Source organism: Aquidulcibacter sp. (assembly GCF_044346625.1).
Classification (GTDB): Bacteria; Pseudomonadota; Alphaproteobacteria; order Caulobacterales; family Aquidulcibacteraceae; genus Aquidulcibacter.
Window position 1 is genome coordinate 1 of the sequence record NZ_JBIIYV010000014.1, and the last position, 25,613, is coordinate 25,613.

26 protein-coding genes are annotated in these 25,613 nt (G+C 56.2%); 11 read left to right on the forward strand and 15 right to left on the reverse strand.

Annotated features, from left to right (window positions below; all coding sequences use genetic code 11):
* The 4 genes from ACIQ20_RS05595 to ogt form a co-directional block, all read right to left on the reverse strand.
* Nucleotides 1–1,251, reverse strand: a 1,251-nt coding sequence (locus tag ACIQ20_RS05595; protein ID WP_395778208.1) for a UvrD-helicase domain-containing protein, incomplete at its 3' end; no start/stop codon positions are given.
* Complete coding sequence (gene addB / locus ACIQ20_RS05600; protein ID WP_395778210.1) at nt 1,248–4,301, reverse strand: double-strand break repair protein AddB; 3,054 nt, start codon at nt 4,299–4,301, stop codon at nt 1,248–1,250. The genes addB and ACIQ20_RS05595, both read right to left, overlap by 4 nt.
* Nucleotides 4,302–4,344: 43 nt before the next feature.
* On the reverse strand, nt 4,345–5,247 hold the full coding sequence (pyrF, locus tag ACIQ20_RS05605; RefSeq protein ID WP_395778212.1) for an orotidine-5'-phosphate decarboxylase: 903 nt from the start codon (nt 5,245–5,247) through the stop codon (nt 4,345–4,347).
* Nucleotides 5,248–5,297: 50 nt separating this feature from the next.
* Nucleotides 5,298–5,819: a methylated-DNA--[protein]-cysteine S-methyltransferase gene (gene ogt / locus ACIQ20_RS05610; RefSeq protein WP_395778214.1), complete on the reverse strand. Its 522-nt coding sequence runs from the start codon at nt 5,817–5,819 to the stop codon at nt 5,298–5,300.
* A gap of 161 nt (nt 5,820–5,980) precedes the next feature.
* Between ogt and ACIQ20_RS05615 the strand changes: the two genes are divergently transcribed.
* Nucleotides 5,981–7,441 carry a DNA-3-methyladenine glycosylase 2 family protein gene (locus tag ACIQ20_RS05615; RefSeq protein ID WP_395778217.1) on the forward strand — a complete coding sequence of 487 codons (1,461 nt, stop codon included), beginning with the start codon at nt 5,981–5,983 and terminating at the stop codon, nt 7,439–7,441.
* 9 nt (nt 7,442–7,450) lie between these two features.
* On the opposite strand, the gene cpdR is transcribed toward ACIQ20_RS05615, so the two are convergent.
* Nucleotides 7,451–7,810 (reverse strand): cell cycle two-component system response regulator CpdR, encoded by a 360-nt coding sequence (gene cpdR, locus ACIQ20_RS05620; RefSeq protein WP_395778218.1) that lies wholly within the window; start codon nt 7,808–7,810, stop codon nt 7,451–7,453.
* 174 nt (nt 7,811–7,984) lie between these two features.
* Here cpdR and ACIQ20_RS05625 point away from each other — a divergent pair, with 174 nt between their 5' ends.
* The 3 genes from ACIQ20_RS05625 (at nt 7,985) to ACIQ20_RS05635 (ending at nt 10,630) form a co-directional block, all read left to right on the forward strand.
* Nucleotides 7,985–8,896, forward strand: coding sequence for an N-formylglutamate amidohydrolase (locus ACIQ20_RS05625; RefSeq protein ID WP_395778219.1), 912 nt, complete (start codon nt 7,985–7,987; stop codon nt 8,894–8,896).
* A gap of 356 nt (nt 8,897–9,252) precedes the next feature.
* Nucleotides 9,253–9,972: a 2,3-diphosphoglycerate-dependent phosphoglycerate mutase gene (gpmA, locus tag ACIQ20_RS05630; protein WP_395778221.1), complete on the forward strand. Its 720-nt coding sequence runs from the start codon at nt 9,253–9,255 to the stop codon at nt 9,970–9,972.
* Between the two features lie 49 nt (nt 9,973–10,021).
* Entirely contained in the window at nt 10,022–10,630 is a 609-nt protein-coding gene (locus ACIQ20_RS05635; protein ID WP_395778223.1) for a bifunctional diaminohydroxyphosphoribosylaminopyrimidine deaminase/5-amino-6-(5-phosphoribosylamino)uracil reductase RibD, read from the forward strand.
* Between the two features lie 3 nt (nt 10,631–10,633).
* Here ACIQ20_RS05635 and ACIQ20_RS05640 read toward each other — a convergent pair whose 3' ends face one another.
* From ACIQ20_RS05640 to ACIQ20_RS05665, 6 genes are all read right to left on the reverse strand, one after another.
* Nucleotides 10,634–11,563: a ParB/RepB/Spo0J family partition protein gene (locus tag ACIQ20_RS05640; protein ID WP_395778225.1), complete on the reverse strand. Its 930-nt coding sequence runs from the start codon at nt 11,561–11,563 to the stop codon at nt 10,634–10,636.
* Nucleotides 11,560–12,369 carry a ParA family protein gene (locus tag ACIQ20_RS05645; protein ID WP_395778227.1) on the reverse strand — a complete coding sequence of 270 codons (810 nt, stop codon included), beginning with the start codon at nt 12,367–12,369 and terminating at the stop codon, nt 11,560–11,562. Before ACIQ20_RS05645 ends, ACIQ20_RS05640 begins: the two co-directional genes overlap by 4 nt.
* A complete protein-coding gene (gene rsmG, locus ACIQ20_RS05650) occupies nt 12,366–13,040 on the reverse strand; it encodes a 16S rRNA (guanine(527)-N(7))-methyltransferase RsmG (RefSeq protein WP_395778229.1) in 675 nt (224 codons plus the stop codon). The genes ACIQ20_RS05645 and rsmG overlap by 4 nt, the downstream gene beginning before the upstream one ends.
* On the reverse strand, nt 13,027–14,898 hold the full coding sequence (mnmG, locus tag ACIQ20_RS05655; protein ID WP_395778231.1) for a tRNA uridine-5-carboxymethylaminomethyl(34) synthesis enzyme MnmG: 1,872 nt from the start codon (nt 14,896–14,898) through the stop codon (nt 13,027–13,029). Before mnmG ends, rsmG begins: the two co-directional genes overlap by 14 nt.
* Before the next feature lie 103 nt (nt 14,899–15,001).
* Nucleotides 15,002–16,315: a tRNA uridine-5-carboxymethylaminomethyl(34) synthesis GTPase MnmE gene (mnmE, locus tag ACIQ20_RS05660; protein ID WP_395778233.1), complete on the reverse strand. Its 1,314-nt coding sequence runs from the start codon at nt 16,313–16,315 to the stop codon at nt 15,002–15,004.
* On the reverse strand, nt 16,312–16,605 hold the full coding sequence (locus ACIQ20_RS05665; protein ID WP_395778235.1) for a DUF6489 family protein: 294 nt from the start codon (nt 16,603–16,605) through the stop codon (nt 16,312–16,314). Before ACIQ20_RS05665 ends, mnmE begins: the two co-directional genes overlap by 4 nt.
* Nucleotides 16,606–16,806: 201 nt before the next feature.
* On the opposite strand from ACIQ20_RS05665, the gene ACIQ20_RS05670 reads away from it, so the two are divergent.
* Together ACIQ20_RS05670 and ACIQ20_RS05675 are read left to right on the forward strand one after the other, a co-directional pair.
* Nucleotides 16,807–17,493, forward strand: coding sequence for a dienelactone hydrolase family protein (locus ACIQ20_RS05670; protein ID WP_395778237.1), 687 nt, complete (start codon nt 16,807–16,809; stop codon nt 17,491–17,493).
* Nucleotides 17,493–18,470: a quinone oxidoreductase family protein gene (locus ACIQ20_RS05675; protein ID WP_395778303.1), complete on the forward strand. Its 978-nt coding sequence runs from the start codon at nt 17,493–17,495 to the stop codon at nt 18,468–18,470. Before ACIQ20_RS05670 ends, ACIQ20_RS05675 begins: the two co-directional genes overlap by 1 nt.
* 20 nt (nt 18,471–18,490) lie before the next feature.
* Here the strand turns inward: ACIQ20_RS05675 and ACIQ20_RS05680 are convergent, their stop codons facing one another.
* The 3 genes from ACIQ20_RS05680 to ACIQ20_RS05690 form a co-directional block, all read right to left on the reverse strand.
* Nucleotides 18,491–19,039: a hypothetical protein gene (locus tag ACIQ20_RS05680; protein WP_395778239.1), complete on the reverse strand. Its 549-nt coding sequence runs from the start codon at nt 19,037–19,039 to the stop codon at nt 18,491–18,493.
* Nucleotides 19,040–19,145: 106 nt separating this feature from the next.
* On the reverse strand, nt 19,146–19,568 hold the full coding sequence (locus tag ACIQ20_RS05685) for a helix-turn-helix domain-containing protein (RefSeq protein WP_395778241.1): 423 nt from the start codon (nt 19,566–19,568) through the stop codon (nt 19,146–19,148).
* A gap of 24 nt (nt 19,569–19,592) precedes the next feature.
* On the reverse strand, nt 19,593–20,642 hold the full coding sequence (locus tag ACIQ20_RS05690; protein WP_395778243.1) for a LysR family transcriptional regulator: 1,050 nt from the start codon (nt 20,640–20,642) through the stop codon (nt 19,593–19,595).
* Between the two features lie 187 nt (nt 20,643–20,829).
* Between ACIQ20_RS05690 and ACIQ20_RS05695 the strand changes: the two genes are divergently transcribed.
* Genes ACIQ20_RS05695 through ACIQ20_RS05710 form a run of 4 tightly spaced genes read left to right on the forward strand, consistent with a single transcriptional unit; the run spans nt 20,830 to nt 22,970 of the window.
* The gene (locus ACIQ20_RS05695) at nt 20,830–21,486 is read left to right on the forward strand and encodes a hypothetical protein (RefSeq protein WP_395778245.1); all 657 of its coding nucleotides are present in this window, start codon (nt 20,830–20,832) and stop codon (nt 21,484–21,486) included.
* Nucleotides 21,483–22,106 carry a GNAT family N-acetyltransferase gene (locus tag ACIQ20_RS05700; protein ID WP_395778247.1) on the forward strand — a complete coding sequence of 208 codons (624 nt, stop codon included), beginning with the start codon at nt 21,483–21,485 and terminating at the stop codon, nt 22,104–22,106. Before ACIQ20_RS05695 ends, ACIQ20_RS05700 begins: the two co-directional genes overlap by 4 nt.
* Nucleotides 22,107–22,108: 2 nt before the next feature.
* Entirely contained in the window at nt 22,109–22,675 is a 567-nt protein-coding gene (locus ACIQ20_RS05705) for an isochorismatase family protein (RefSeq protein ID WP_395778249.1), read from the forward strand.
* 1 nt (nt 22,676) lies between these two features.
* Nucleotides 22,677–22,970 (forward strand): hypothetical protein, encoded by a 294-nt coding sequence (locus ACIQ20_RS05710; RefSeq protein ID WP_395778251.1) that lies wholly within the window; start codon nt 22,677–22,679, stop codon nt 22,968–22,970.
* 10 nt (nt 22,971–22,980) lie between these two features.
* On the opposite strand, the gene ggt is transcribed toward ACIQ20_RS05710, so the two are convergent.
* Nucleotides 22,981–24,681 (reverse strand): gamma-glutamyltransferase, encoded by a 1,701-nt coding sequence (gene ggt / locus ACIQ20_RS05715; RefSeq protein ID WP_395778253.1) that lies wholly within the window; start codon nt 24,679–24,681, stop codon nt 22,981–22,983.
* Nucleotides 24,682–24,821: 140 nt separating this feature from the next.
* Here ggt and phbB point away from each other — a divergent pair, with 140 nt between their 5' ends.
* Nucleotides 24,822–25,544 (forward strand): acetoacetyl-CoA reductase, encoded by a 723-nt coding sequence (gene phbB, locus ACIQ20_RS05720; protein WP_395778255.1) that lies wholly within the window; start codon nt 24,822–24,824, stop codon nt 25,542–25,544.
* Nucleotides 25,545–25,613 lie beyond the last annotated feature (69 nt).

Here is a 25,613-nt window from a genome sequence, read left to right on the forward strand (position 1 = left end):
TAGCACCGTGAAGAGCGGCTCCAAAAGGTCCCATTGCTGCGGATTGGTGTCTTGGGCTTCGTCGATCAGAATATGCGCAAGGCCTGTGTCGAGCTTATAGAGCACCCAGGCCGCTGCCCCCTCCCCTGCCCGCAACAAGGTTGAGGTCCGTACTAAGAGGTCATCAAAGTCCAGCGCACCGATGTCTCGTTTGGCCTTAGTCCAAGTTTTCTTGAAGGTATAAACGGCTTGGGTAAGGGCTATAGAGCGGTGGTAGGTTTGGGCGGCGCGTGTTTTCTCTAGCGCCGCCGTTAGGCCGCCGATCAGCGGGCCGTCCTCTTCAAATAAGCAGGTGATTGCATAATCTGTCTCAAATTTCTTGGTATAAAGGCGTTTACGTTTTTGTCCGGTATTCGTGAGTACGAGGTCTAACCAAGCAGTCCAAGCGTCCTCGAGATCTGCCACATTGGCTAAACGCATGAGCTTTTCCGCCACTTCGACGTCTGACTTCTTTCCCTGCGAAAGGGTTGCGGCGGCGGACTTAAGTTCTTTCGGGTCAAGTGCCTGCAAGGCTGCCACGCGATAAGAATCTTCGCTGCGGTTCGGATCGATGGCGAGGGTATAAGCCAGTGCTTGGGCCACCGCCTTAAAGTCGGGGTCGGCCGCAAGGTCTGGACCTGCTGCAGCCATAGCATCCAAAATCAGTTTCTGATGATCATCTTGGCTCGTGAGGCGCGCCACTTGTAGGAAGGCATCAGGGGCTTTGGCATAGGCTTCTTGAAAAACCCTGGCTTGCAAGGCTTTGGCTGCCGCGTCCTCCAGAACGGTAAAGCCCGGCGGTACCCCGGCTTCGAGCGGGAAGCGCTGGAGAATGGTTTGGCAGAAGCCGTGAATGGTCTGAATTTTTAGGCCGCCGGGCGTCTCCAGTGCTTTTGCAAACAGAGCGCGCGCATTAGCTAGGAAGCTGGCTTCAATCTCGCCCAAATCGGGGTCGAGTTTTTGCAGCGCGCTTGTTAGGTCCTGATCCGGCGAAATCGTCCAAGACCCCAAGAGTTCATAGAGTCTGGTTTGCATTTCTGCCGCGGCGGCCTTGGTATAGGTGACGGCCAGAATCTTGGCGGGATCAGAGCCGCGCAGCAACAGGCGGGCAATGCGGTCGATCAAGACCTTTGTTTTCCCGGCCCCTGCATTTGCACTGGCCCAGACAGAAAGTTCAGGCGTCGCGGCAATCGCTTGGTTTTGGCTGGTGCGTGTAACGATGTCGCGGGTCATTCGCTGTCCTCGGCATTGGCCCACTCGGCCCGTCGCGCCAGCCGGTCGATGGGGTCATCATAGGTCGCCTTCTTGATCAGGCTGACGCGCGGCTTGGGCAAATAGGCGCGCATTGGATCATGATAGAGGGTCGAGAGTTTTCTCAGCGTATTCTCAGCCCGTTCGACAAGCTCTTCGACACTGGTTTTGGCATGAACCGCCGGTTCGACTTTTGGGTTCCGACCGCCAACATGGATGTGGCGTAAATCATGGGGCAAACCGATGGCGGGGTCGTCAAAGCCACCCCTTGCTGCAATGAGCGCGATGATGGGTAATTGTGCGCCGAACATGGCATAGACTTCATTCGGGGAGGGGGGCTTACCGCTTTTGAAGTCGAGGATTTCGGTGCCTTCAGGTCCAACATCGACCCGGTCCGCCCGCGCGGTCACGGCAAAATCCCCTTGGAGTGTGTCGAGCGTGAGGGTCCCGGACTTTTCCACCATCGGGCACCAGCCTGCGCGCAGGCGTTCGATCTCGAGAGTGGCAGCAAAAGCAATCGTTGGCTCTAAGCGTGCCATCTCCACGGCAAGACTTGTAGCATCATAGCCAGCTTCGCACAGGGCTGTTTCAAACGCCTGATGAAGGGCTTTGCGCGCGTCTAAAGGTGGGTGATTGTACCAGTCAGCGATGACTTCAAAGCCTTTGTGGATCGCACTACCGCGCACACCAGCGCTGATCGGCCCACCTAGAGGGTCAAGGGCGCGTAGATTGAGGATTTTTTCAACATAGGTTCGATAGGGGTCCCGGATCCAAACCTCGACTTGCGTCGCGTGAAAGCTGCGCGGGCGGGCGTCCACAGGTGGTCGTGGGCTTGGAATGGCTCTGGTCGGTTCGAAGACGCGGTTAGGCGCGTGCGCCCGCAAGAGCGACTGCCAAGGCGAGCCCTCCGTCAGAACCCTAAGTGCGTTTGTTTGTCCTAAGGCCCCTGCTGCAAGGGTCTTCAACCGCCAGAGCCACCGGGAGGGAACAGCAGGCGCATCTTTTCGCCGGGCAGAGCGCGTCAAAACGACATTAGGCGCGGCGGCAAATTGGGCGAAGTCATGCGCAGATAGGCCGATCCGTGTGTCAGGGGAAGGCAGACCTAAATGCCGGCGCATAGGGCGAGACAAGAATGGGTCCGGCGCTGCAGGTTGTGGCCAGACGCCTTCATCAAGGCCTGCCAAGACCACTTTATTGAACTGTAGAAGCCGTGCTTCGAGGGGCCCCAAAATGGCGATGCGGGGATGCGTCCCCCGCGGGCGAACGACCAAGTCTACCATTAAGTGATCGAGGGTGCGGCCGATTGCTTGGGGCTGGATTGGCGGAAAGAGATGGCCATGTTCCATCAAAGCGGCAAGGAATCGCGCGGCGGATTCCCCGGCCTCCCCGCGCCAAACAATGTCGGCGCCTTTTTGGGTTGGTGTGGCGGCGAGCACTTCGGCTAACGCAGCGATACTCTGGGCGCACTCCGGCAAGGCTCCGCTGAGTGGTCCTGCTTGGGTAAGGTGCTGATCAAGTTTCTTGAGTAAGTTGATGCCATCGTGCTTCTGCACAGACTGGCCATCGGCCTTTATGGTGCGCCAGTAGTCGGGTTTGAGGGCTTCAAGTTGCCCAATCAATTGGGGAAGGGTTCTGGCCTTTCGTGGCCCCCGCAAGATGCCAATCTCGATAGCCGCTGCACAGGCAACAACATGATCGCGCGCATGACCAACTGACGTCAGAGGATGTCCGAGCAATGCGCACAAGACCACAGGGTCGCTAGGGTCTTGGCTCCACTGCATCACATGACGTAGGAAGCTGCCTACGCTGGTATCGCTGATCGGGCGACCAGATGAGACATCTACCTGAATGTCCCAGCGCTGCATTTTTGCGGCAACCCGGCGGGCGATCTCTGCGCTGGGTGTAACGAGGGCAACGGTTTGATCTGGCGTTTCAAGTGTTTCGCGCAACTCATGGGCGATCAAACTTGCTTCTTCTTCTTCGCTGGCCGCCTCAATTAGGGTTAAGCCTTCAAGGCCAGCGATGATATTTTCCTGTCCAAGTTCCTCGATCCGCGATGGCCAGTCAGCGGTCGATGCTTGCGGCGTCAAAGCTTCATTGATCACAAGGCGTCGCTGCGCCAGTCCAAACGGCTCTGCAACACCGGGCAAAACTTGGACGTCATGGCGCTCGATCCCGATGGCTTCAATGGCTTCCGACAGGGCACGCTGGGGATGTTGATCATCGTGCCGTGCGGCCATCCACGCGTCGCTTGAAATGTGCGTATCGAGACCTGGCAGGACGACCATGCCCTTTGGGAGGCGTGCGATCAGATGCATCAATTTGCGTGTTACCGGCATGGAGCCGGTGGAACCTGCCAGTACGATTGTCTGTTCAGGTGGGGCGGCGCGCCATTTATCCACCATCGCCTCGATATTGCGCCGCTGCTGCACGCCGGGATCAACTTTGTTAACGCTGGCCAGATAGGCAGGCCAAGCTTCGGTGACAATGGATAGGAAAGTGGTCGATTGTTCCCAATGTTTGGCTAACTCATGCTCGCTGACCATGGTCGACAATTTGGACCAATCAAACATGTCTGCACCGCTGGCCATCATCGCGGCGGAGTCCAGCAAATCCGCGAGTGCGTCGGCAGCAAGGAGGGCAGAGACCGGATCGTTTGACCAGTCAGACTCGAGGCCGCGTGCTTGGATGAGGCGGGCGAGAATCAGGCGCCGCGCGAGTGGGTCTATCGCTGGGGTCTGGTCTAAATCGTCGCCAAACTCACCAAGGCCTGCGTCGTCAGGGGCAAGGTCGCCCAAAGTGCGGATGCGCGGCAAAAGCGTAGCGGCCTGTGGGCTACAGTTTAAAAAGGCTTGAGCAAGCCCACGTGCCGCCCGGCGGGTTGGAAGCACAATGACAGCATCAGACAGCGCAAACGGGGTCTCATCGTGCGACAGGGCGTCGACTAAAGTACGAGCGAGTAGGTCAAGAAACGATACTGCTGGCGGAATGGTGAAGACCCGGGGCGTTGGCGTCTCGAATAAGTCGCACATTGTGGTCATTCCATCCTGAAATCGGTGCTCTGATTGATTTAATCTATCGTGCCCCTGCGACATCTACGGACGCAGCCCTGAGTTCGCTAATTGAGGCTTGCAAGTTTTGCTGAAAGGCGGTTCGCCAAGCTGACAGCGATTGGGCTTCTGCGGCAGCTTTACTATACAGAATTGCGCGGGAAGACGAGACTACGCCGCCTTCATGGCCGCTTGGTCCAGGTAAAAGTCCCGCAAGCGCATCCTTGGCCGCCCCGCCTTGTGCGCCATAGCCTGGCACCAGAAAGAGGGTTCCTGGAAGAATAGCGCGCAATCTTACAGCTTCTTCGGGCCAAGTGGCACCGCACACCACCATGAGCGATGAAAAGCCAGATTGTCCCATCAAGTCATCTTGGAGGCCGACAAGTTGTTCTCCGATCCGGACCCAAAGAGGGGCGCCAGAGCAATCGATATCTTGAAAGTCCTTCGCGCCGGGATTGGAGGTTCGGACAAGAACCGCGATACCTTTGTCATTTGTTCTCGCGGCATCGGCAAAGGGCTGGAGCGAGTCGAGGCCCAGATAGGGGTTGACCGTCAAGCAGTCGCAGGGGGTTGGGGCGTTTGCGCCGAGAAAGGCGCGCGCATAACCTTCCGCAGTGGATCCGATGTCGCCGCGTTTGGCATCGATCAGGACCAAAAGGTTTTTGTCTCGGGCGAAACGAGAAAGCTTTCCAGTCAGTGCGACGCCATCGGCGCCCCAAGGTTCAAACAAGCCAATTTGGGGCTTTACGATGGGCACTTGGCCGGCGAGTTCTTCGATGACAGCGCTAAAGAAGCGCTCGAGTGTTTCGAGCTCGCCCTTCGGGCCAAAAATTGACGGGATCAAGTCGGGGAAGGGGTCAAAGCCAACGCAGAGCGGGGTGGCGCGCAAGCGGGTTTGTTCGGTTAGGCGGTCGCCGAAAGTGGTCATGGAATTTGTTTAAGCGATCTCATCTGCTTTGCCCAGCGGGCAGAAGAGCCCTATAAGAGATTTTGTGGCAGCGACCCTTCATGGCGCAAGAGCCAATGTTTTCGCTCCATGCCGCCTCCGTAACCTGTCAGCGTGCCGTTCGCGCCAATGACGCGGTGACAGGGCACAATGAGTGCGATTGGATTGGCACCATTAGCAAGGCCCACCGCCCGCATCCCTTTTGGATTGCCGATCCGGGCGGCCAGCTGGCCATAACTAAGGGTCCGGCCAGCGGGGATGGTCTGTAGCGCTTGCCAAACTGTTCGCTGGAAGACTGTGCCGCCAAAGGCAATCGGCAGGGCATCGAGCGCATTGATCTCGCCTGCAAAATAGGCATGTATGGCCTGGTCATAGCGCTCTGGTGGCGTCTCTTCAGAGACTGAGAAGCTGGTCTTGGGATAGTGGCGCGCAAGTAGGCGATCCATACGAGCCTGATGGTCGACCCATTCAAGCAGGCGTACACGCTTTTCGTCATCCAATAACATCATCATTGGGCCGGTAGGGGTGTCAATGTGGCTGAGCGTGAGCTTCATGAGAGGGGTCCTATGACAAGGGAATAGCACTGGCTTTGGTCTGAAACATTGCTTTGGACTTGGCTAGCGGTTTTCGGACGCACTGATTGGCCGCCGCGTTTGTGTCTAGTCATGTCCGAATTCCGCTAGACCCTAAGCTGGTGTGGTGGCAAGAGGGGCCCATGACCCTCGATCAAGACGCCTGCTATGCGATTATTTCAGCGCGCGATAGCCGCTATGATGGCCGCTTCTTTACCGCCGTTAAAACGACGGGAATCTATTGTCGGCCAATCTGTCCCGCTCGGCTGCCGAAGCGTGAGAATGTCTTTTTTTATCCCTCGGCCGCTGTGGCGCAAGATGAGGGGTTTCGACCTTGTTTACGCTGCCGTCCCGAGACCGCGCCGGATACCCCAGCTTGGCGAGGTACATCAAGTTCGGTAGGGCGGGCTCTACGCTTGATTGAGGAAGGGGCGCTGGATAGCGGAAGTGTGGACCAAATGGCTGCCCGGCTTGGCTTAGGCGAGCGACAAGTGCGTCGGCTGTTTTTGAAGCATGTTGGGGCAAGCCCGGTCAGCGTTGCCCTAACCCGCCGCTTGTTACTCGCGAAACAATTGCTGCATGAAACGGATTTGAGTATCACCCAAATCGCCATGGCTTCGGGATTTGGTTCGATCCGTCGTTTCAATGAGTCGTTCCATCAGGTGTTTAAGACTGCGCCCTCTTTTTTGCTTCGTGAGATTGGCGTTGCAGGGCCTGGTATTCCTGCCGCAGATATTCACCTAAAGCTTCGTTACCGTCCACCTTATGACTGGGGCGCTATGGCAGAGTTTATGAGGGCGCGGCTCTATCCGGGGGTGGAGACTTTTGAAGCGGGCATTTATCGCCGGAGCCTCTGTTTAGACGGCCAGATTGGCTTGGTTGCTGCGGCGCAGGGTAAGGGCGATTGGCTGGATGTGCAGGTGAGGCTGCAGGATCTGACTCTGTTGCCCAAAGTGATAGCACGGTTTCGCGAAGCCTTTGATTTGGCTGCTGATCCCGATGTGATTGGTGCACATTTGGGTCAAGATCTAGCGCTGCAGGCTTTGGTTCTGCGCAGGCCAGGTTTGCGGGTCCCTGGCGCGTTCGACCCTTTTGAGATCGGTGTTCGGGCCATTCTTGGTCAGCAGATCACAGTCAGTGCTGCCATTAAGCTGGGTGCGAGTTTAGTATCTCAATTGGGGGCGGCTTTGCCCAATGAATGGGCGCAAGGATCGGGTGTGTCGCGCCTATTCCCATCGGCAGAATCCATTCTGGCATCATCGTTGGATTTTCTGGGCATGCCACAGGCGCGGGTGTGTTGTCTAAAGGCATATTGCGAGGCGTATCTCGCGGAAGAGGACTTCTTCGGCGGGGATACGCCGGTCGTAGTGGCGCGACTGCTGGGCGTTAAAGGGATCGGCCCATGGACCGCCAGCTATATTGCGCTACGCGCGCTGCGGGACCCAGATGCCTTTCCGGCTGAGGATGTCGCTTTGGCGCGAGGTTTGGTGCAGCCGGGAGGAGAGCGACCGACACGCGACGCGCTTGAGCAGCGGTCACAGGCGTGGCGACCGTGGCGCGCCTACGCGGCGCAGCACATTTGGACGGAGTTGGCGTCGGGTTGAGGGTTTAGCTTAAGCCGCCATGACCTTTTCCACTTCAGCGACCAGTTCTCGCAAATGGAAAGGTTTGGAAAGGACTTTCGCCTTTGAGGGGGCTTGGTTGGCAGGATTGAGTGCTACTGCTGCGAAGCCTGTGATGAAGACGATCTTCATGGCCGGGTCTACTTCGGCTGCCCGTCGCGCAAGTTCGACGCCGTCTACACCTGGCATCACGATGTCTGTCAGAAGCAAATCGAAGCCCATTGCGTTCAGGGCCTCAAGCGCCTGATCCCCATCTGGGAAATCTGCAACAATATGGCCTGCTTTATTAAGCGCAGCAGCAAGGAACGTCCGCAAGGAATCGTCATCTTCCGCTAAGAGAATTTTCGCCATTTTGGCCGTGCTCCGTTTGTTGTTAGGCGTGTTAATCGCTCAATATGGTGAAGGGGAGGTTGACAAGTCTTGTCCTGAAGCAATTTTTGCACAGGTTGCGGTATGTATTTTTTGGCGGTCGAGTTGCTTCGCGACCTTCTTTTATTTTCAACGCCCCGGGGCTAAAGGTTTGCTATGCAGGAATGTAGTACGGCGACAGAGTTTCGGCGGGTTGATCATGGCGGCGCGTCGGAGATGCGGCCGCCTGCTTATCGTTTGCTACGTCCATTGGCTGGTCGTTCTGGCGTGCTTGTTTGTTGCCCACATTCCGGCCGCTTCTATCCTGGTGACCTGTTGCACAGCTCAAAATTAGACAGGCTTGCGTTGAGGCGCTCGGAAGACGCATTTGTAGACGAACTTATGGCGGCTAGCCCGGTCCTAGGCGCATCTTTGCTGGTGGCGGATTTTGCCCGCGCCTATGTGGATTTAAATCGTAGTCCGGATGAACTTGATCCGGACCTTATTCACGATCTTCCATCCGGCGACCGGCGCGTGCCGTCGCCGCGGGTCTTGGCGGGGCTGGGCGTTATTCCCCGCACCGTTGGGGATGGCGTCGAGATTTATGCGAGTCGTTTGTCCTTTGCTGCCGCCCAGGCCCGATTGAATGAGGTTTATGTGCCGTGGCACGCTGCAATTGAGGGTTTGATCGAGGCCGAGAAGCAGGCTGTTGGCCAGTCTTTTGTGTTGGATTGTCATTCTATGCCTGCCTCGGCATCTGGCCTGCCCGAGAATGACATTGTGTTAGGGGATCGTTTTGGTGCCGCCTGCGCGCCTATTTATATGGCTGAGGCTTTTTCATTTCTCAGGTCCAAGGGCCTGCGTGTGGCACGCAATAATCCTTATGCTGGTGGTTATGCGACTGAGCGTTATGGAAAACCTGCTCAAAACCAACATAGTTTGCAGATTGAGATTAATCGGTCTCTTTACATGGTTGAGGGGGCCATGAGCAAACGAAACTCGTTTGCGGACGTGGCGGAAATATTGTCTGGACTTGTTGCGCGCCTCGTTGAGGTGGCTGAAGCAAGAGTGCCGCGCCGCTCTGGTTGAGATAGAGCAGAAAAAAGGGCCGGGCACGAGGCCCGGCCTTAAAGGTGTTTGGGAGGAAACGCCCAAAAAGGGCAGGGACGCCACGGCATCCATAGGCCTGTTTATCTCGCATCTGCAAAATTTTCAACGTTTTTTGCACTGGGCAATTCGGAATTTGAATGATTTCGTGTGAATCCTTGCAGGAACTTTTTGAAATAATTGGCTTTTATAGATATTGCACTGCAGCATTGCAAAATTGAGTAGCTAGGTGATTCGCTTCTGATTTCGCTCTCTTGGCTTGATTAAGCTTCAAGATATCTCTTATGTGGCCCGATCTGAGGCCAAGGTGCCGATTTTCGCGTTTTGAAGGATTAGCAATGCCGTATTTAGCGTTAGTTCGCCATGGACAGTCACAATGGAATCTTGAGAATCGGTTCACTGGGTGGATGGACGTGAACTTAACTGCTGAAGGGGAGGCGCAAGCCCGCAAGGCCGGGCAGCTTTTGAAATCATCCGGTATTGGTTTCTCGCGGGCGTTTACGTCGCTGCAGACCCGTGCGATCCGGACTCTGTGGCTGGCGCTGGAGGAAATGGATTGCTGTTGGCTGCCTGAAGAAAAGAGCTGGTGTCTGAACGAGCGTCACTATGGCGCGCTCACCGGCCTGGATAAAACTGAAACGATGGCCAAGCACGGCGAAGAACAAGTGCGCATTTGGCGGCGCTCCTATGACGTGCCGCCACCGCCGCAACCAAAGTCTGATCCGTTCCATCCTGTCCATGACTTGCGTTATCAGCATGTACCAGCTGGCGCTTTGCCGGACGGTGAGAGTTTGGCGATGACTTTGGCGCGCGTATTGCCTTATTGGTCGGCAAGCATTGCGCCGCATTTGAAGCACGAGAGCCTCGTGATTTCGGCGCATGGAAACTCACTGCGTGCCATAATCAAGCATATATTCGCGCTTGATGAAGACCAGATCATGGAAGTCGAAGTTCCAACAGGCAATCCGTTGTTGATTGAATTGGACAGCACCTTGAAGCCTATTTCGGCCAAATATCTCGATGCCAGCCGGGCACAGCCTTTGCCCGTTATCGGATAAATCCATGCCAGAGCCGGTGATACAGTGGTCGCTGGCTGACATAGGTTTCATGTCCCGTGCGCTGGAGCTTGCACGATTAGGCCTTGGTCATACCGCGCCCAATCCCAGCGTTGGCTGTGTCTTGGTACACGATGGGATCATTGTCGGGGAAGGTCGAACCCAAGCCGGCGGCAGGCCGCATGGTGAAGCCATGGCGTTAGCTATGGCGGGTCCGAAGGCGGCGGGCTCTCATGCCTATGTAACGTTGGAGCCTTGTGCGCATGACAGCAGTCGCGGCCCTGCTTGCAGCAACACTTTGGTGGAAGCCGGCATTGGTGGAGTGACCATCAGTGTGTTGGACCCTGACCTGCGCACGCGGGGTCTAGGGGTGGCGCGGTTGGAATCGGCTGGCGTAGTGGTTCGCCTGGGACTTCTTGCCGAACAAGGACTTCAACAGATCGCAGGCTTTGAGAAGCGTCTGCGTACGGGTTTGCCCTGGGTGCATGTCGGGAGGGATGACGGTACTTTTGATGCAGTTGTAGACAGCCTTCAGGCAGTGGATTTGGCGGCTTGTTTGGCAGAAGCAGCTTCTAAAGGGGTGATGCGTTTATGTTTGTTGTCAGGATCGGCGGCGGCGGACCAAGCAGTGGCGCTGAATTTGGTTGATTCGTCTGATTGATTATTATCGCGCCATAGCGGTGAGTTTCCGGCACAAGTCGTCCAATTGCTCTAGGCTGCGATAATGAATTGTAAGGGCACCACCTTTTTCGCCCTTGTGGGCTAAGCTGACATCCAAACCGAGTGTCGCGGACAAGTCGTGGGCGAGCGCTTTTGAATCTGCGTCACCTGGATCGTCGCGTTTGCCGCCAGAGCCAATCTTAAAACCTTCAGACTTGGTCAAAAGCTTTTCAGCATCGCGGACACTTAAACCCCGATCGATAATCGCGCGAGCTGCGGCGAGTGGGTCGGGCGCACTAATGATTGCGCGCGCGTGACCTGCACTGAGGTCTCCGGACCTGACAAGATCTTTTACCGATTCCGGCAAGGACAGGAGTCGCAAGGTATTTGCGATATGGGCTCGGCTTTTGCCGACAGTGTCTGCAATGGCTTGTTGGGTGCGCCCGAAACGCTCGGCCAATTGTTGAAAGGCAAGGGCTTCTTCGATCGGGTTCAAGTCGGCGCGTTGCACGTTCTCAACAATGGAGACTTCCAACGTGGCGAGGTCATCAAAGCTACGTACCAAGGCAGGCACAACATGCAGGCCTGCTAATTGCGCAGCGCGCCAACGTCGCTCACCAGCCACAATCTCATAACGGCCGGACGCATCAGGAAGCACGCGCAGTAGCAACGGCTGCAAGATGCCATGCTGTCGGATGGAATCGGCCAAGGTCTGCAGGTCATGTTCGTCAAATTGACGACGTGGCTGTTGGGGGTTGCGGACAATGAGGTCGAGACCAATCTCACGTGTCCCGCCGTCTGCGCCGCGCTCTTCGGTGGGGCGCGTTGTTTCGGTGTCGCCCAGCAGCGCAGAAAGTCCGCGTCCTAAGCCGCGTGCGGGGCGGTTGTCGCTCTTGCTTGGGGCTTTTATGCCCAGTTCTGTTTCGTCGCTCATGCTACTAACCTTGTGCGTTCGCGTTGCAGGACTTCGCTCGCCAAGCGCATATAGGCTTGGCTGCCAGAGCATTTGTAGTCGTAGAGGAGGGCGGGCTTGCCAAAGGAAGGGGCTTCAGAAACCCGGACATTGCGGGGTATAACGGTCGCATAGACCTTGTCACCCAAATGGGTGCGAACATCTAGCGCAACCTGGTCGGACAGATTGTTGCGCTGGTCATACATCGTCAGCACGATCCCTTGGATTTCCAGCGCTGGATTGAGCGAGCCTTTGACGAGATCGACGGTGCGCATCAATTGCGTGAGGCCTTCCAGCGCAAAAAACTCGCATTGGAGCGGAACCAGCACTGCATCAGCCGCCGTCATCGCATTGATGGTGACGACATTAAGGGAAGGCGGGCAGTCGATCAGAATAAAATCATAATGCACCCCATCGCCACGGCTGATGTCAACTCGGTGGCGGGCGAGGGCATCGCGCAGGCGGAATGCCCGGTTGGGTGCTTGCGCCAATTCCATCTCGACTCCGGCTAGATCGACGCTGGCCGGTATGACCGCAAGATTGGGAATGCGAGTCGGGATGGCTGCCTCTGCAAACGAGGCCTCCCCCATAATGACATCGTAGGAGGTAAGCTTACGTGCTGCCGCTGAGACACCCAAACCTGTTGAGGCATTACCCTGCGCATCAATGTCTAAGATCAGAACTGCTTCCCCGACGGCGGCAAGCGCTGTTGCAAGGTTGATTGCGGTTGTGGTTTTGCCAACGCCACCCTTTTGGTTTGCCACGGCAATGACGCGTGTCTTCTTCATGTTTGCGTGGACCCTGTTCTGACTTGGCATTCGGTGATCTCAACGATGCAGCCCCGGGCATCGCTGACCGAGGGATGGATTGTCGACTTAAACAGCCAGTTTGTCGAGGCCTGTGCAAGCTCGGCCGACACTTCTTCCCCCTTTGGAAACAGTGCTTGCGTCCTGGGCCCTTGCCAAGGTTCCGCATAGGCGAGGAGGCGATCTAGGGCCGTAAAGGCCCGCGCGGTAATGATGTCGACCGGGCGGGGCATGACGTTTTCGAGTTTGTCGTTGATGATATCGACTTGCACCTGCATGGCACGGGCTGCCTCCCTTAAAAAGCCGCAGCGCTTGGTGCTGGCTTCAATGAGCGTAACCCGTGCTCCGTCGACTGGCTGTACAAGTGCTGCAATGACCAATCCCGGGAAGCCAGCGCCTGAACCGAAGTCGACCCAGCTCTTGGCCTCGGGACGCGCGAGTGGCAGAATTTGTGCAGAATCGAGGATGTGGCGATCCCAGAAGGAGCCGAGGGTCGATGCGCCAACGAGATTGATCCGTGGTGCCCATTTGGCAAGTATGGCTTGATAGGCCAGAAATTGTTCGATGGTTTCACGTGAAACACCATAGTCCGACATAAGTAGTGCTTGCACGGCCTCGGGTGTCCGGCCCCCGTTTAAGTCAGGCGGACGCACGCGCGCTTACCCCTCGGCGAACAAAAGCCAGCAGGGCAGTAAGTGCCCCGGCCGTCATGCCCTCAATACGTGAGGCCTGACCCAATGTTGTCGGGCGCACCGCCAAAAGCTTCTCTCGGGCCTCATTAGAAAGACCGCCGATCGCGCTATAGTCGAGATCTTGTGGCAGTACCAAGTCCTCATCTCGACGGAAGGCGACGATATCGGCTTGCTGGCGATCCAAATAGCCTGAGTAAACCGCTTCGGTCTCAAGCTGTGTCAGGGCCCGCTGGCTCATCTCTGTTAGGCCCGGGAAAAAGTCCATCAAACGCGGCAAGCCGATTTGGGGGTGGGCAATCAGCTCCAACACGCTGCGTTTCCGGCCATCTTGGTTGACGGGCAGGCCTAGCTTTGCGGCCTCGGTCGGTGTGATCGTGGTCTCAGTCGCATAGGAACGCGCCGACGAAATTTCACTCAGCTTTTGTGCGAATGCTTGTGTCCGATGCGCGCCGACCAAACCGAGCGAGATCCCGATTGGCGTGAGGCGCTGGTCTGCATTGTCGGCACGGAGCGTCAAGCGGTACTCAGCACGCGATGTAAACATCCGATAGGGCTCTGAAACCCCGCGCGTGATCAGATCGTCAATCAGCACGCCAATATAGGCCTCGTCGCGACGGAAACTAAAGGGCGGGAGCCCGCTCACCCGTCGCGCGGCATTTAGGCCGGCCATGAGACCCTGTGCTGCAGCTTCCTCATAGCCAGTCGTCCCGTTAATCTGCCCGGCCAGATACAGCCCTGGGACGGATTGAACGGACAGGTCTGAACCCAATGCACGAGGGTCTACATAATCATACTCAATCGCATAGGCGTAACGCAGGATCTCCACCTGCTCCAGACCCGGGATCGTGCGCATGAAGGCCGCTTGGACTTCTTCCGGGAAGGACGTCGAAATACCATTGGGGTAAATGGTTGGATCATCCAGACCTTCCGGCTCTAAGAATATCTGGTGGCGATCCTTATCTGAGAACCGCACAATCTTGTCCTCGATCGAAGGGCAATAGCGTGGGCCGCGGCCTTCAATCGCACCACCATAAACAGCCGATAGATGGAGATTGTCGCGAATGATTTGATGGGTTGCCTCGTTCGTCCACGTGATCCAGCATGGCACCTGAGGTGTGGTGATCTGTTCGTTCAGGAAAGAAAAGGGGGTTGGGGGCTCATCCCCCGGCTGCATTTCACAGACACTATAGTCAATGGTGCGACCATCCAGTCGTGCCGGTGTGCCAGTCTTAAGTCGTCCCATCGGCAAGCCGAGCCGATAAAGGGTTTGGGCCAGCCCAATAGCCGGGGCTTCATCAATACGCCCGGCCGGCCAAGTCTTTTGGCCCAAATGGATCATCCCATTCAAAAAGGTGCCAGTTGTGAGCACAACCGCGCCTGCATCAATCCGGTCGCCATTCCCCAGCACAATGCCGCGACAACTCCCGTCCTCGAGGATCAAGTCTTCAACTGCGGCACTGAGGATGTCTAGATTGTCCTGCCCGGCCAGAAGTGACTGGATGGCTTCCCGATAAAGTTTGCGATCCGCCTGCGCCCGTGGTCCGCGAACGGCAGGTCCCTTGGAGCGGTTAAGCATTCGGAACTGGATGCCTGCAGCATCAGCGGCTTTGCCCATGAACCCGTCTAAAGCGTCGATCTCTCGGACCAAGTGGCCCTTGCCAAGGCCGCCAATCGCAGGGTTGCACGACATCTCGCCGATCGTGGCGGCGTTATGGGTGACAAGGAGTGTCTTGGCACCAACGCGCGCACTAGCAGCCGCTGCCTCACAGCCAGCGTGACCGCCGCCAATGATGATAATGTCGTAAACGCTCTGTGCCAAAGTCTTGCCTCTTAATGGGGCGGTCTCCATAGCCAAATTTCGAGCCTAGGTCGACTCATCGGTTCAGGGCTGTTTCACGTGAAACCAGATGTGTTCTAAAGCCCTACTTGCCGATGCAAAACTGGGAGAAAAGCCGGTCAAGCACATCTTCCATGTCTACGCGCCCCGTTACACGACCTAAAGCCCGCGCAGCCAAGCGCAAGTCTTCTGCAACCAGTTCCGGCGCATGGACCGAAGCTGTCAGCGCCCGATCCAGTGCCGCGACACCTTCGCGAACCGCTTCCTGATGGCGCAGCCTCGTTAAAGGCGCGGCCTCAAACTTACCAAGGTCTGCTTGCGCCCGTTGTGTAAGAAGGGCTTCCAGTTCGTCCAGCCCAAGTCGGGTCACGCTTGAAACACAGAGCTCCCCGGCGCGCGCGTCCGCCCACGTTACACGATCCGCCTGACCAAGAAGCCAAAGATCTCCATCGTTCATCAAATCTTCGAATTCTGATTTATCGTCATGGCTTGTCACAAGGGCCAGACGCAAATCAGCCTCCTTGGCGCGTTGACGGGCCCGACGCACCCCCTCTGCCTCAATCAAGTCCTCAGAATCCCGCAGGCCCGCCGTGTCAGAAATCAGGATCACCATCCCGCCCAAGATCAGACGTACCTCAACAATATCGCGAGTTGTGCCTGGAATCGGGGACACGATCGCCGCATCTCGACGCGCTAATTGATTGATTAAACTAGATTTACCAGCATTTGGCTTGCCAATAATTGCAACCTGAAAGCCAGTGCGAACCCGCTCCGCACGCTGGGACTCGCTCAAGAAGCCTTCTAAGCGTTCTTTAAGGGCGTGAATGCGGCTACGCGCCCGATCACTCAAGCCTGGAGGCAAATCCTCATCCGGGAAATCGATGTCGCCCTCGGCGTCGGCAAGGCAATCAATCACCGCGTCGCGCCAGCGACCCATTTCATCTGCCAGCTCTCCGTCCATCTGCCGGAGCGCTTGGCGACGTTGCGCGGCTGTTTCGGCCTCGACCAAATCGGCTAAGCCTTCGGCCGCGGTCAGATCCATCTTCCCATTCATAAATGCGCGGCGACTAAACTCGCCCGCTTCGGCAAGCCGCACATCCGAAACGCCCAGACAAGCCTCAATGGTATCGCGCACGACGGCACGTCCGCCGTGGACCTGCAGTTCTAAGACGTCTTCGCCCGTAAAGCTGTTCGGCTTTGGAAAGAACAAAACCAAAGCATGATCAATAGGTTCGCTGTTCAGATCGACCACGCGTACCAGTTTTGCGCGGCGCGGCTGGGGTATGACACCGGTCAAGCGCTGCGCGACCGTCGTACAAGCGGGCCCAGACAAACGGATGATGCTGACCCCGGCCGGCCCCGGCCCTGAGGCCAGAGCTACAATTGTAGAAAGTGTCACGAGGTCGTGTCACTCGTGCCTTTGTCCGTTGTCGGTGCGGGCTTTGAAGGCATATCACTGGTCGCTACCTTTAAGGCCGCGCCGACAAGCGCGCCGAAGGCTTCCGTGGCCGCGCCACCAAGCCCTGTCCAGGTTCGTAGCATGGGCTCAACATCGACCATATTGCCGGTCTTCTCGATTTTGTCTTTCGCGATCCCAACAAACGCTTCTTGAATGGATGTCAGGTTAGGCATGCCCAAAAGCTCGCGCGCCTCGGTCGGTGTCAAATCCACTTCAATGCTGACTTTCATGCTACCTATCTCCAGATTTGCGGACAAACAATCTTGGCCGCGCGCCTCACCCATCGTGGTCTTTCCGAAAGACAACAAAACCGATTGTCATCCTGTGGTCTTGCGACTAGGTCATAGCCGTTACACCCCCTCACTTGGGGCGCGACTTTCGTCAGGTCAAGCAAGGCGACGATCAATTTTGATTTTGCGGAGGATACACATATGGGCGAGCATGTCACGATCAACGGACCAGATGGCGCATTCACAGCTTATATTGCCAAGCCAGCGCAGGCCAACGGCCGAGCTTTGGTGGTGATTCAAGAAATCTTTGGCGTCAACAAGGTCATGCGCGACTTGGCCGATACCTATGCAGCCCAAGGCTATTTTGCCGTGGTTCCAGATCTTTTCTGGCGTATCCAGCCCGGTATCGATATCACCGACCAAACGCCCGAAGAATGGCAGCAAGCATTTGACTATTTTGGGAAGTTTGACGTGGACAAAGGCGTCGTCGATATTCAGGCCACCATTGATTATGTCCGGCAAACTCACGCGACAATCGGCGCAGTTGGTTATTGCCTGGGTGGATTGTTGGCCTATCTGACGGCAACCCGCACCACCATCAATGCCAGCGTCAGCTATTATGGTGTTGGTATTCAGGATCGTTTGGCCGAAGCCACTGCAGAGACCAAACCATTGCTTCTACACGTTGCTTCTGAAGACTCATTTGTAAACAAGGATGCACAGGCCGCCATGAAAGCTGGGCTCTCTGGCCATCCCCAAATCCAGATGCATACCTATGAGGGTCTCGACCACGCCTTTGCTCGGGTTGGTGGCGAGCATTATGATGCGAAGGGGGCCATGCTGGCGAATGAGCGGACGATGGCCTTCTTCGCGGAAGCCTTGTCATGATGCGTCAAGTCGGCCTTTCTCGGCTTGGCGGACCAGAAGTCCTCGAATTGCGCGAGGTCCCAATCCCCACGCCAAAGCCTGATGAAATTTTGATTGAGATGGCCGCGTGTGGTCTCAATTTCATCGATACCTATCAACGTACAGGCCTTTACCCGATTCCCTTGCCCTCAGGGCTTGGCCTTGAAGGTGCGGGTCTCGTGACGGCTCTTGGCGAAAAAGTAACTCGCTTTGCAATTGGCGACCGTGTGGCTTTTTCATCGGGTCCGTTGGGTGCCTATGCCGACTATGCTGCTGTGCCAGAAGGCAGGGCGGTAAGAGTTCCAGACAGTATCGGGCTCGATGTTGCCGCGGGCATCCTCTTGAAGGGCTTGACCGCCGAATTCCTGATCCAGCGCTTGCGACCCATAAAAGCTGGTGACACCGTTCTTTTTCATGCCGCAGCTGGCGGAGTTGGCCTAATTGCCTGCTCCTGGCTCGCATATTTAGGCGTTCGTGTGATCGGAACGGTCGGGAGCGAAGCCAAAGCAGAGCTGGCACGTGAGCATGGCTGCTCAGAAATTATCCTGTATCGCTCAGAGCCGATTGCCGAACGGGTGAAGGCGCTTACACATGGTAAGGGCTGTGACATCGTCTACGACTCCGTTGGCGCCGATACCCTGGTGGCTTCGCTCGACAGCGCCGCACGACGGGGATTGGTCGTCAGTTTTGGCAATGCATCCGGTCCGCCCGCACCGGTTGCTCCGCTCGACTTGTCCCGTCGTGGCTCCCTCTTTCTAACTCGGCCAACCTTGTTTGATTATGTGGCAACCACTGAAGAATTGGATCAAGCCGCCAAAGACCTGTTCGCCTTAGTCGAAAAAGGCGTAATCCGACCCGTCATTGGTGCGCGATACTCACTGGAGCAGGCGGCCGACGCGCATCGCGCCTTGGAGGGGCGACAAACAACGGGTGCGACCATTCTTATTCCACGCGGCTAGTCCCAACAGGGAAGGCCGCTTCATTCGAATGCGGCTTCCAGCTCCTCACGCAGCACATATCCAACGCCCTTTTCTTTATAGCGCGTGATTTCGGCCCAGTTCCCCGACGGTGTCGCGGTATAACCCCAGACTTGCACCATGGTTTTCGCAGGGATCTGATCGACTTGCGCTGTCACGGGATTGGGCTCCTCCCGCAGCGAGATAGCTTTCTGGAGTGCTTTGGCTTTGTAGGCCCCGGTAAGAACGGGCCGGCGGTCCGTGTCAATCTCAGACAAGGGAAGGAAACCGCCGCTTGACGGCTGAATCGTGACCATTGCCCAGCCATCTAGCTCCTTAGCCAACATGACGTTGACCTTTGCGCCGCGATCTAATTTCGTCACCACTTTGGAACCCGGCTGCGCCTGATCCAGTATTGTGGTTGCAACCCGCGCATAGCGAACGTCAGGCTTCGGTTTCACAAACCAGAAAGTAAGACCACCTACCGCAATGACCGCGGCGACAACGGGAAGAACACGTCCTATCGAAAATGGCTTCTTGGAAGATACCGACTCTGGAAACGCACTCATCATAATTGCTCCCTATACAATAGGGTTCAATATGATGTCACGCCAAGGTTGTGTCTAGCCCCGCCGTTGGCGCTAGGACACCTGCGTCCTAAACGCCACGGCTACGCACTCAGTCTGCCAGCAACTTTACCAAGTCGATCGCCTTCTGGCGTTGCTTGGAAGATTTGATCGCGGCGAACGCGATGACCAGATCTGTAGCATCTGGGTTCTGTGCGATCAGGCTGAGGATGGAAGACTGTGGACCCTCAGCACGCTCGGACTTAGGAGCTGCGCCATATTGAGAAGAGTCAACGCCTTCGTAAAAATACTCAGGTCCGACACCCAGAACACACGAAATCTGGAACAAACGCGACGCGGAAATCCGGTTGACGCCACGCTCGTACTTCTGAAGCTGCTGGAACGAAATGCCCAGTGCTTGGGCAAGTTGGTCTTGAGTCATATCGACGGCATCACGTTGCCGGCGAACCCGCTGCGCAACAAAATGATCGAGGTCATCGGCCTTACGGGGGTTTACGTTCTCTTTTCCGGACACTTCACATACTCCATTACTACAAACTTAAGCACCAGATGTGGCGATACGACGTTTTGGCACCTGGGTTTGTGCAGGTGCCCTCTCGGTAACTTTACCTGCCCCGAGCGGCAGACTAGGCGCTTGCCCCCCCAGAAACGGTGCAAACTCGTTGGGCGGTACAAATTCCCTGCGGTACCAAGGCTTGGTTTTCTGGTCGAAAACCGCCTCCAACCACTTCAGAACAACCTTGATCCGAGGAATTCGTTCAATGTCGCGATGATAAACGAGGCTTAACTCTACCGGTTCTATGGCCTCACCCACCATGACCAATTCCGGGTAGATAGAAGCCAGAACGCTTGGCATGCCAGCTAGCCCGATACCTGCTAAAACGCCCTCAACAACGGCGGCGCTGGAATTGGTTTCGACCCGTCTGCGCGCCAAATCCTGAAACGCAGGAATCTTCCGCGGCATGTTTGCTGTCAGGTTCTGTGCCGTATGGTGCAAAAAAGGATGCCGAAGCGCATCCTCAAGGCTGTCGGGTGTGCCATATAGTTCAAAGAAAGCCTGCGTTCCAAATAGGGCATAGTGGAAATAGGCCACTGGCTTTGATACATAGCCTGGTACGGGCTCAGCATTGAAAACAAGGGCAATTTCTGCGTCCGCTTCCATTGGGTTATTGGGCCAAAGTCCACAATCCAACCGCACGTCCAACTTTGGATTTTCCCGCAATAAGTGGGTCAGCGCCGGCGTCAAAAGATAGGCACCGACCCCGTCTGAGCAAGACAATGTCACCGCGCCAACGGGAGATGTTGCTTCGGAATCATAGACTTCCCGCTCCATCTCCTCAATCTGGTTCTCGATGGTACGCACCCGGGCTAAAGCCGTTTCCCCCGCCTTAGTCAGCACGACACCTTGCGCGGTACGCCGTACCAATCGGGTATTCAGCCGGGCCTCCAATTGATCGAGCGCGCGAGACACAGTTGAAGGGTCGACCCGAAGGCTGCGAGCGGCCGCGTTTAGTCCGCCGCAGACAGCGACCGCATAAAAGACGTGAAGATCAGATAGGTCTGATCGGTGGCGGACAACTTCTTTCAAGTAGGGTCCCCTCAAGTAAGCAGTCACTCTATTGCAATTATTCTGGCTCCCCAAGCTATTTTTGCTGAGTAAGTCTATTTTTGCGACCAATAGGTAGCCAAAGTCGTTGATCGGGGCTGAAAATGGCCATTTACGAGGCGATGGGGTTGGCAAAAGGCTCGCTAGAAGGGCCGTTAGTAAAGATTCTATGTCGCAGCGCTTCACTCGCACCAATCTCGAAGTTCGAAGTCCGATGCAGGGCCGCACGACACTTGAGCGTATCGCGCGCGCGGCCGCCGACTTCAACGTCCATGCCCTTTCCGGTTCGCGTTTAATTGAGGCACGTTCGTTGGCTGTGGGCTTGGTTGGAGAGCCGCTGGCTAGCCTTGGAACCATGGCTTTGGTCTATGATCGCACGAAACTTGGCCTTCTGGGTGTGACCTATGCCGGGCTTAACGGTGAGCCCGATGTTGAGGATTCAAGTCCACTTTGCGGCCTTTTGGGTGTGGTGCCGCTCACGATTGCTGGCAATCAAGCCGTCCTGGATGATGCTTTCAATGCAATAAGCCCCAACCCAGCCCATATTTGTTCCTACGAAGAAGAGCCGGCCGGGATATTTGGTTGGGGGATTGCCGTCTCGCGGCACGAGGCGGCCCGCCTACTGGTGAACCTCGGCATGTTCATTTCCGAACATATCATCCCGACAGCAGACTGGTACATGCGCGCTGTCACCGATGATGGCGCAAGACTTCTTAAGGGGCGCATGAACTTGACCGTGGTGGAGGGGAGCAAAATTGGCACTCTCAGGATGCCCTCCCATCAGGAAGCTGAAGCTTTCTTCTTGCAAAACAGAGGTGCCGCATGATTCCGACAACACGTGTGCCAGAGCGGCTTGTGCCGAGTAATGGGCCCAAATGGGAAATTCGGGTTGCCCATCGCCTCGATGAAATCATGCAAGTGATTTCGTTGCGAGCGATTGCCTATATGCATGAACAATCTTGCCCGTATCACGAAGAGATAGACGGAAATGATTTTGCAGGCGCTACGCACCTGATTGCTCGACTAAATGGAGAGCCTGTTGGCTGTGTCCGGCTGCGCTGGTTTGCGCAATTCTTCAAAGTTGAGCGGGTGGCCGTGCTTCCACGCTATCGCAAGTCAGGCTTAGGTGCTGCTCTCTTAGATGCGTCGTTCGAACTGGGTGCCCAAAAGGGATATAGCCACGCCCTTGGCCATGTTGAGCCGTCAATCGCTGGTCTGTGGCAGCGCGCTTGCGGTGTGACCCCAAGACCTGAACGCGCGACCCTGGCCTTTTCAGACCATGAATATGTTGAAGTCGAAAAATTCATTCCGAAACATGAAGCGGCCATCCATGTGGATACCGACCCTATGATCCTTTTGCGGCCAGAAGGCGAATGGGACCAGCCCGGTATCCTGGACCATTCCAACAACAGATTGATTCCATTACGAACAGCAAGGCAAGCCTAAAAATGTATTCCCACAGTTTCGCGTATCCGGGCCCCAAAAACCAAGCACCACCGCTTCTAATCTGTAGCGATCTCGTTGTTGACGGACATTTGTCGGAGGAGCCGGCCTCTTGGCGTACCTGCATTCACAACAGCGTCCTGATCCTGAACGCTGCTCGCAAGCAGGGCTGGCAAATTGTCCACGTGTATCGCCAAGATCGCGCCCCAAATCCAATTGCCAGTCTGCGGCCCGAGCCTGACGAGCCGGTCTTTCAATGCCGGGGCCCCTCCGCACTCTCTTCCTCTGCGCTGCGCGATTATCTGGTCATGAGTGAGACAGAGGACATAATTTTGATTGGCCGCTCGCTGGTGCCGTGTTGTCTGTCAACCGCGGTCGCGGCAGCCGACTTGGGTGTCGCTGTAACTTTGGTTGCAGATGCCGTGTCGCACGCCACCGTCGAACCTCATGACACATCGCTCTCGGTGGCACATGCGGCTATGCGCCTCGTCCCTCAATTTGCAACCATGACCACCACGGCGAAGCTCTTGCAGCTTCACTCTAGCCTTAGTCTTTTTGTTTCTGGAACTTGATATGACCATCTTTTCGCTTGTTACCACGGTCAATGATAACCACCGCACGAAGTCCAGCTCTGGCCCAGGCGCGCCAGATGGCACCGCGCCGCAACTTCCAAGTGAGCCAGTCTTGCGCGTCATGCGCATCGCCCTGCAATTCTTGGGCCCGCTCGCCCCCGGCGATGCGATGGTATTGTCGCGGATGCTAAGACGTCTGTTTGAAATTGAAACTGATGATGGGGTCGTCGTTGCAATCGACCATGCCAAAGAACTGGCCGAGCTGCTCCAACTTCAAAAGCGTGCGGCCCGATAGGCCAATTATTCTAGCTTCGCGTGATCCGTGCGGCACCACGTGCACGTGGATCAGGCGCAACAAGGGGTTGACCATTCATGACCTGAATGGCCGCAATGTCCCCATTATAGCTTTGCGCCTCAATCCGATAATTACGGCGCTCAAGCTCTTGCTTCAGGTCTAAGGGTGCTGGCGCGTAGGGTTCGGTGTAAATGGTGTTTTCTGGCAGAAGCTGGTGGTGATAACGCGGGGCATCCACGGCAGCTTTCAAGGGCATCTTATAGTCCAGCGCATTCAGCAGAACTTGGAAAACGGTCGTAATGATGCGCGACCCTCCAGGCGAGCCCAATACCATCGCAGGCACGCCATTCTTCATTAGGATGGTTGGCGTCATCGATGAAAGAGGTCGTTTGAAAGGCTGGATCGCATTGGCATCACCTCCCACCACGCCAAACTGATTGGCAATTCCGGGCTTTGCTGAAAAGTCATCCATCTCATTATTGAGCAGGAAGCCCGCACCTTCGACCACGACGCCTGAGCCATACCAACCATTGATCGTGTAGGTGTTGGAAACCGCATTGCCGTCTGCATCAACGACCGAGTAATGCGTGGTCTGTGGTTTCTCGAGGCCCGGGCGAACTTGCTCAGTTGGCGATGGAAACTCTGCCTGCACACCCTTTGCCCGCGTCTTGATATAGTCTGCCGCCAACAATCGCGCGACGGGCACCTCGACAAAGTCAGGGTCACCCAGATAAACGGCGCGATCGGCGAACACGCGCTTTTCCAATTCCGCCAGTAAATGGATGTATTGAGCGGAATTGTGCGCAACGCCTGCAAACAAATCCGATCGTGCCTCCTTCATGCCCAGTAGCTGCAGGAGAGCAATGCCACCTGAGCTGGGCGGCGGCGCACTAACAACGTCATAGCCACGCCATTTGGAGGTTAGCGCGGTACGCCAAGCCGGACGATAGGCTTCAAGGTCTGAAAGGCTGATCAGCCCTTTCTCGACGCCCCGGCTCATTTGTGCCACGATTTGGCTGGCGACGCGGCCTTGATAGAAGGCAGCAGGGCCGCGTTGGGCAATCGCTTCAAGCGTGTTGGCAAGGTCTGGTTGGGTAAAGATCTTACCCTCTGCCATAGTACCAAAATAGCTGCCCAGGTTCGTATCGCGCCCCAGTTCCGCGAAGGCTTCTTGATAGATACGGATCATTTGAGCTTGCGGGGTGAACCCCTCCCGCGCCAAGCCAATGGCGGGCCCAACAACGCGAGCCCAGGGCAGTCTTCCAAACCGGCGATGGGCGGCAAAAAGGCCGGCTACCGTCCCGGGCGTTCCCGCTGCCAAATTGCCAATCACCGTGCTGCCGGGCCGAACATCGCCTTCTGCGTTCAAATACATATCGGCCCTGGCTTTGGCAGGTGCTGTCTCGCGATAGTCGAGGAAATAGGGCTTGCCTTGGATGACGAGGGTCATGAAGCCGCCGCCGCCAATATTACCCGCTTCGGGATAGCTGACGGCAAGTGCAAAGCCGATGGCGACGGCGGCATCGACCGCATTGCCGCCGGCCTCAAGAATTTGAATGCCAATTTCTGCCGAAGGGGTATCTGCCGTTGCCACGGCCCCAGCCTTCAAGACACGTCCGCCCTTGGCCTTGCTCGCTTCGGGTAGGCACAGCGTACCTGTCAGACCAAGGCCCAAGCCCCATAAAGTTTCACGACGGGAGGTCTTGAGCATGGCTTCTACTTTCTCGCAAAAATCCGAAAGGTGGTGGCCCGTCACATTAGACTGCAGTGCGACATAAAAACAACTTCCAAGCGGATGGAGTTTGGTTAGGGTGCCAGCAAAACAAACACATCAAGGTGGGTGAGGAAGACATGACTAAAGTTGCAGTTGTTACAGGCGGATCGCGCGGCATTGGCGCGGCAATTTCAATCGCTTTACGCGATGCAGGATATGCAGTGGCTGCCAATTATGGCGGCAATGATGAGGCCGCCGCAGCATTTTCAGCGGAAACAGGAATTGCTACCTATAAATTTGATGTTGGTGATTATGAAGCCTGTGCAGCTGCCATGGCAAAAGTTGAAGCCGATCTCGGCCCGGTCGACGTGCTCGTTAACAACGCCGGTATCACCAAAGACGGCTTCTTCCACAAAATGTCACCCGAGCAATGGCGCGGTGTGATCAATGTCGACCTCGACAGCTTGTTCAATTGCACCCGTCCAGTAATCAATGGCATGCGGGAGCGTGGCTATGGCCGTATCATCAATATCTCTTCCATCAACGGCCAGAAGGGCCAAGTTGGTCAGGTCAATTACTCCGCTGCCAAGGCTGGCGTGATCGGCTTCACCAAGGCCTTGGCGCAGGAAGGTGCCGCCAAGGGCGTGACCGTCAATTGCGTCGCACCGGGCTATATTGCGACGGAAATGGTTTCCGCCATGCACCCAGATGCACTGGCCAAAGTGAAGGCAGGCATTCCTTGCGGCCGCTTGGGCGAAAGCGAGGAGATTGCGCGCGCTGTTTTGTTCCTGGTAGAAGATCCTGGCTTCATCAATGGCTCAACGCTGACCATCAATGGCGCGCAATATATCGCGGGCTAAAGCGACACATCGAACATAAAAAAGGCTGTCAGGTTCGTCCTGACAGCCTTTTTTCATTTATGGAAGTGT

Bases quoted from the DNA above. Each gene is read 5' to 3' on its own strand.
- cpdR (WP_395778218.1), bottom strand. From the start codon at position 7,810: ATGGCGAAAATTCTCTTAGCGGAAGATGACGATTCCTTGCGGACGTTC.
- ACIQ20_RS05710 (WP_395778251.1), top strand. From the start codon at position 22,677: ATGACCATCTTTTCGCTTGTTACCACGGTCAATGATAACCACCGCACG.
- gpmA (WP_395778221.1), top strand. From the start codon at position 9,253: ATGCCGTATTTAGCGTTAGTTCGCCATGGACAGTCACAATGGAATCTT.
- ACIQ20_RS05665 (WP_395778235.1), bottom strand. From the start codon at position 16,605: ATGAAAGTCAGCATTGAAGTGGATTTGACACCGACCGAGGCGCGCGAG.
- ggt (WP_395778253.1), bottom strand. From the start codon at position 24,681: ATGCTCAAGACCTCCCGTCGTGAAACTTTATGGGGCTTGGGCCTTGGT.
- ACIQ20_RS05625 (WP_395778219.1), top strand. From the start codon at position 7,985: ATGCAGGAATGTAGTACGGCGACAGAGTTTCGGCGGGTTGATCATGGC.
- ACIQ20_RS05675 (WP_395778303.1), top strand. From the start codon at position 17,493: ATGCGTCAAGTCGGCCTTTCTCGGCTTGGCGGACCAGAAGTCCTCGAA.
- ACIQ20_RS05635 (WP_395778223.1), top strand. From the start codon at position 10,022: ATGTCCCGTGCGCTGGAGCTTGCACGATTAGGCCTTGGTCATACCGCG.
- ACIQ20_RS05695 (WP_395778245.1), top strand. From the start codon at position 20,830: ATGTCGCAGCGCTTCACTCGCACCAATCTCGAAGTTCGAAGTCCGATG.
- ACIQ20_RS05640 (WP_395778225.1), bottom strand. From the start codon at position 11,563: ATGAGCGACGAAACAGAACTGGGCATAAAAGCCCCAAGCAAGAGCGAC.
- ACIQ20_RS05615 (WP_395778217.1), top strand. From the start codon at position 5,981: ATGACCCTCGATCAAGACGCCTGCTATGCGATTATTTCAGCGCGCGAT.
- pyrF (WP_395778212.1), bottom strand. From the start codon at position 5,247: ATGACCACTTTCGGCGACCGCCTAACCGAACAAACCCGCTTGCGCGCC.
- ACIQ20_RS05670 (WP_395778237.1), top strand. From the start codon at position 16,807: ATGGGCGAGCATGTCACGATCAACGGACCAGATGGCGCATTCACAGCT.
- ACIQ20_RS05645 (WP_395778227.1), bottom strand. From the start codon at position 12,369: ATGAAGAAGACACGCGTCATTGCCGTGGCAAACCAAAAGGGTGGCGTT.
- ACIQ20_RS05705 (WP_395778249.1), top strand. From the start codon at position 22,109: ATGTATTCCCACAGTTTCGCGTATCCGGGCCCCAAAAACCAAGCACCA.
- phbB (WP_395778255.1), top strand. From the start codon at position 24,822: ATGACTAAAGTTGCAGTTGTTACAGGCGGATCGCGCGGCATTGGCGCG.
- ACIQ20_RS05700 (WP_395778247.1), top strand. From the start codon at position 21,483: ATGATTCCGACAACACGTGTGCCAGAGCGGCTTGTGCCGAGTAATGGG.
- ogt (WP_395778214.1), bottom strand. From the start codon at position 5,819: ATGAAGCTCACGCTCAGCCACATTGACACCCCTACCGGCCCAATGATG.
- addB (WP_395778210.1), bottom strand. From the start codon at position 4,301: ATGTGCGACTTATTCGAGACGCCAACGCCCCGGGTCTTCACCATTCCG.
- ACIQ20_RS05680 (WP_395778239.1), bottom strand. From the start codon at position 19,039: ATGATGAGTGCGTTTCCAGAGTCGGTATCTTCCAAGAAGCCATTTTCG.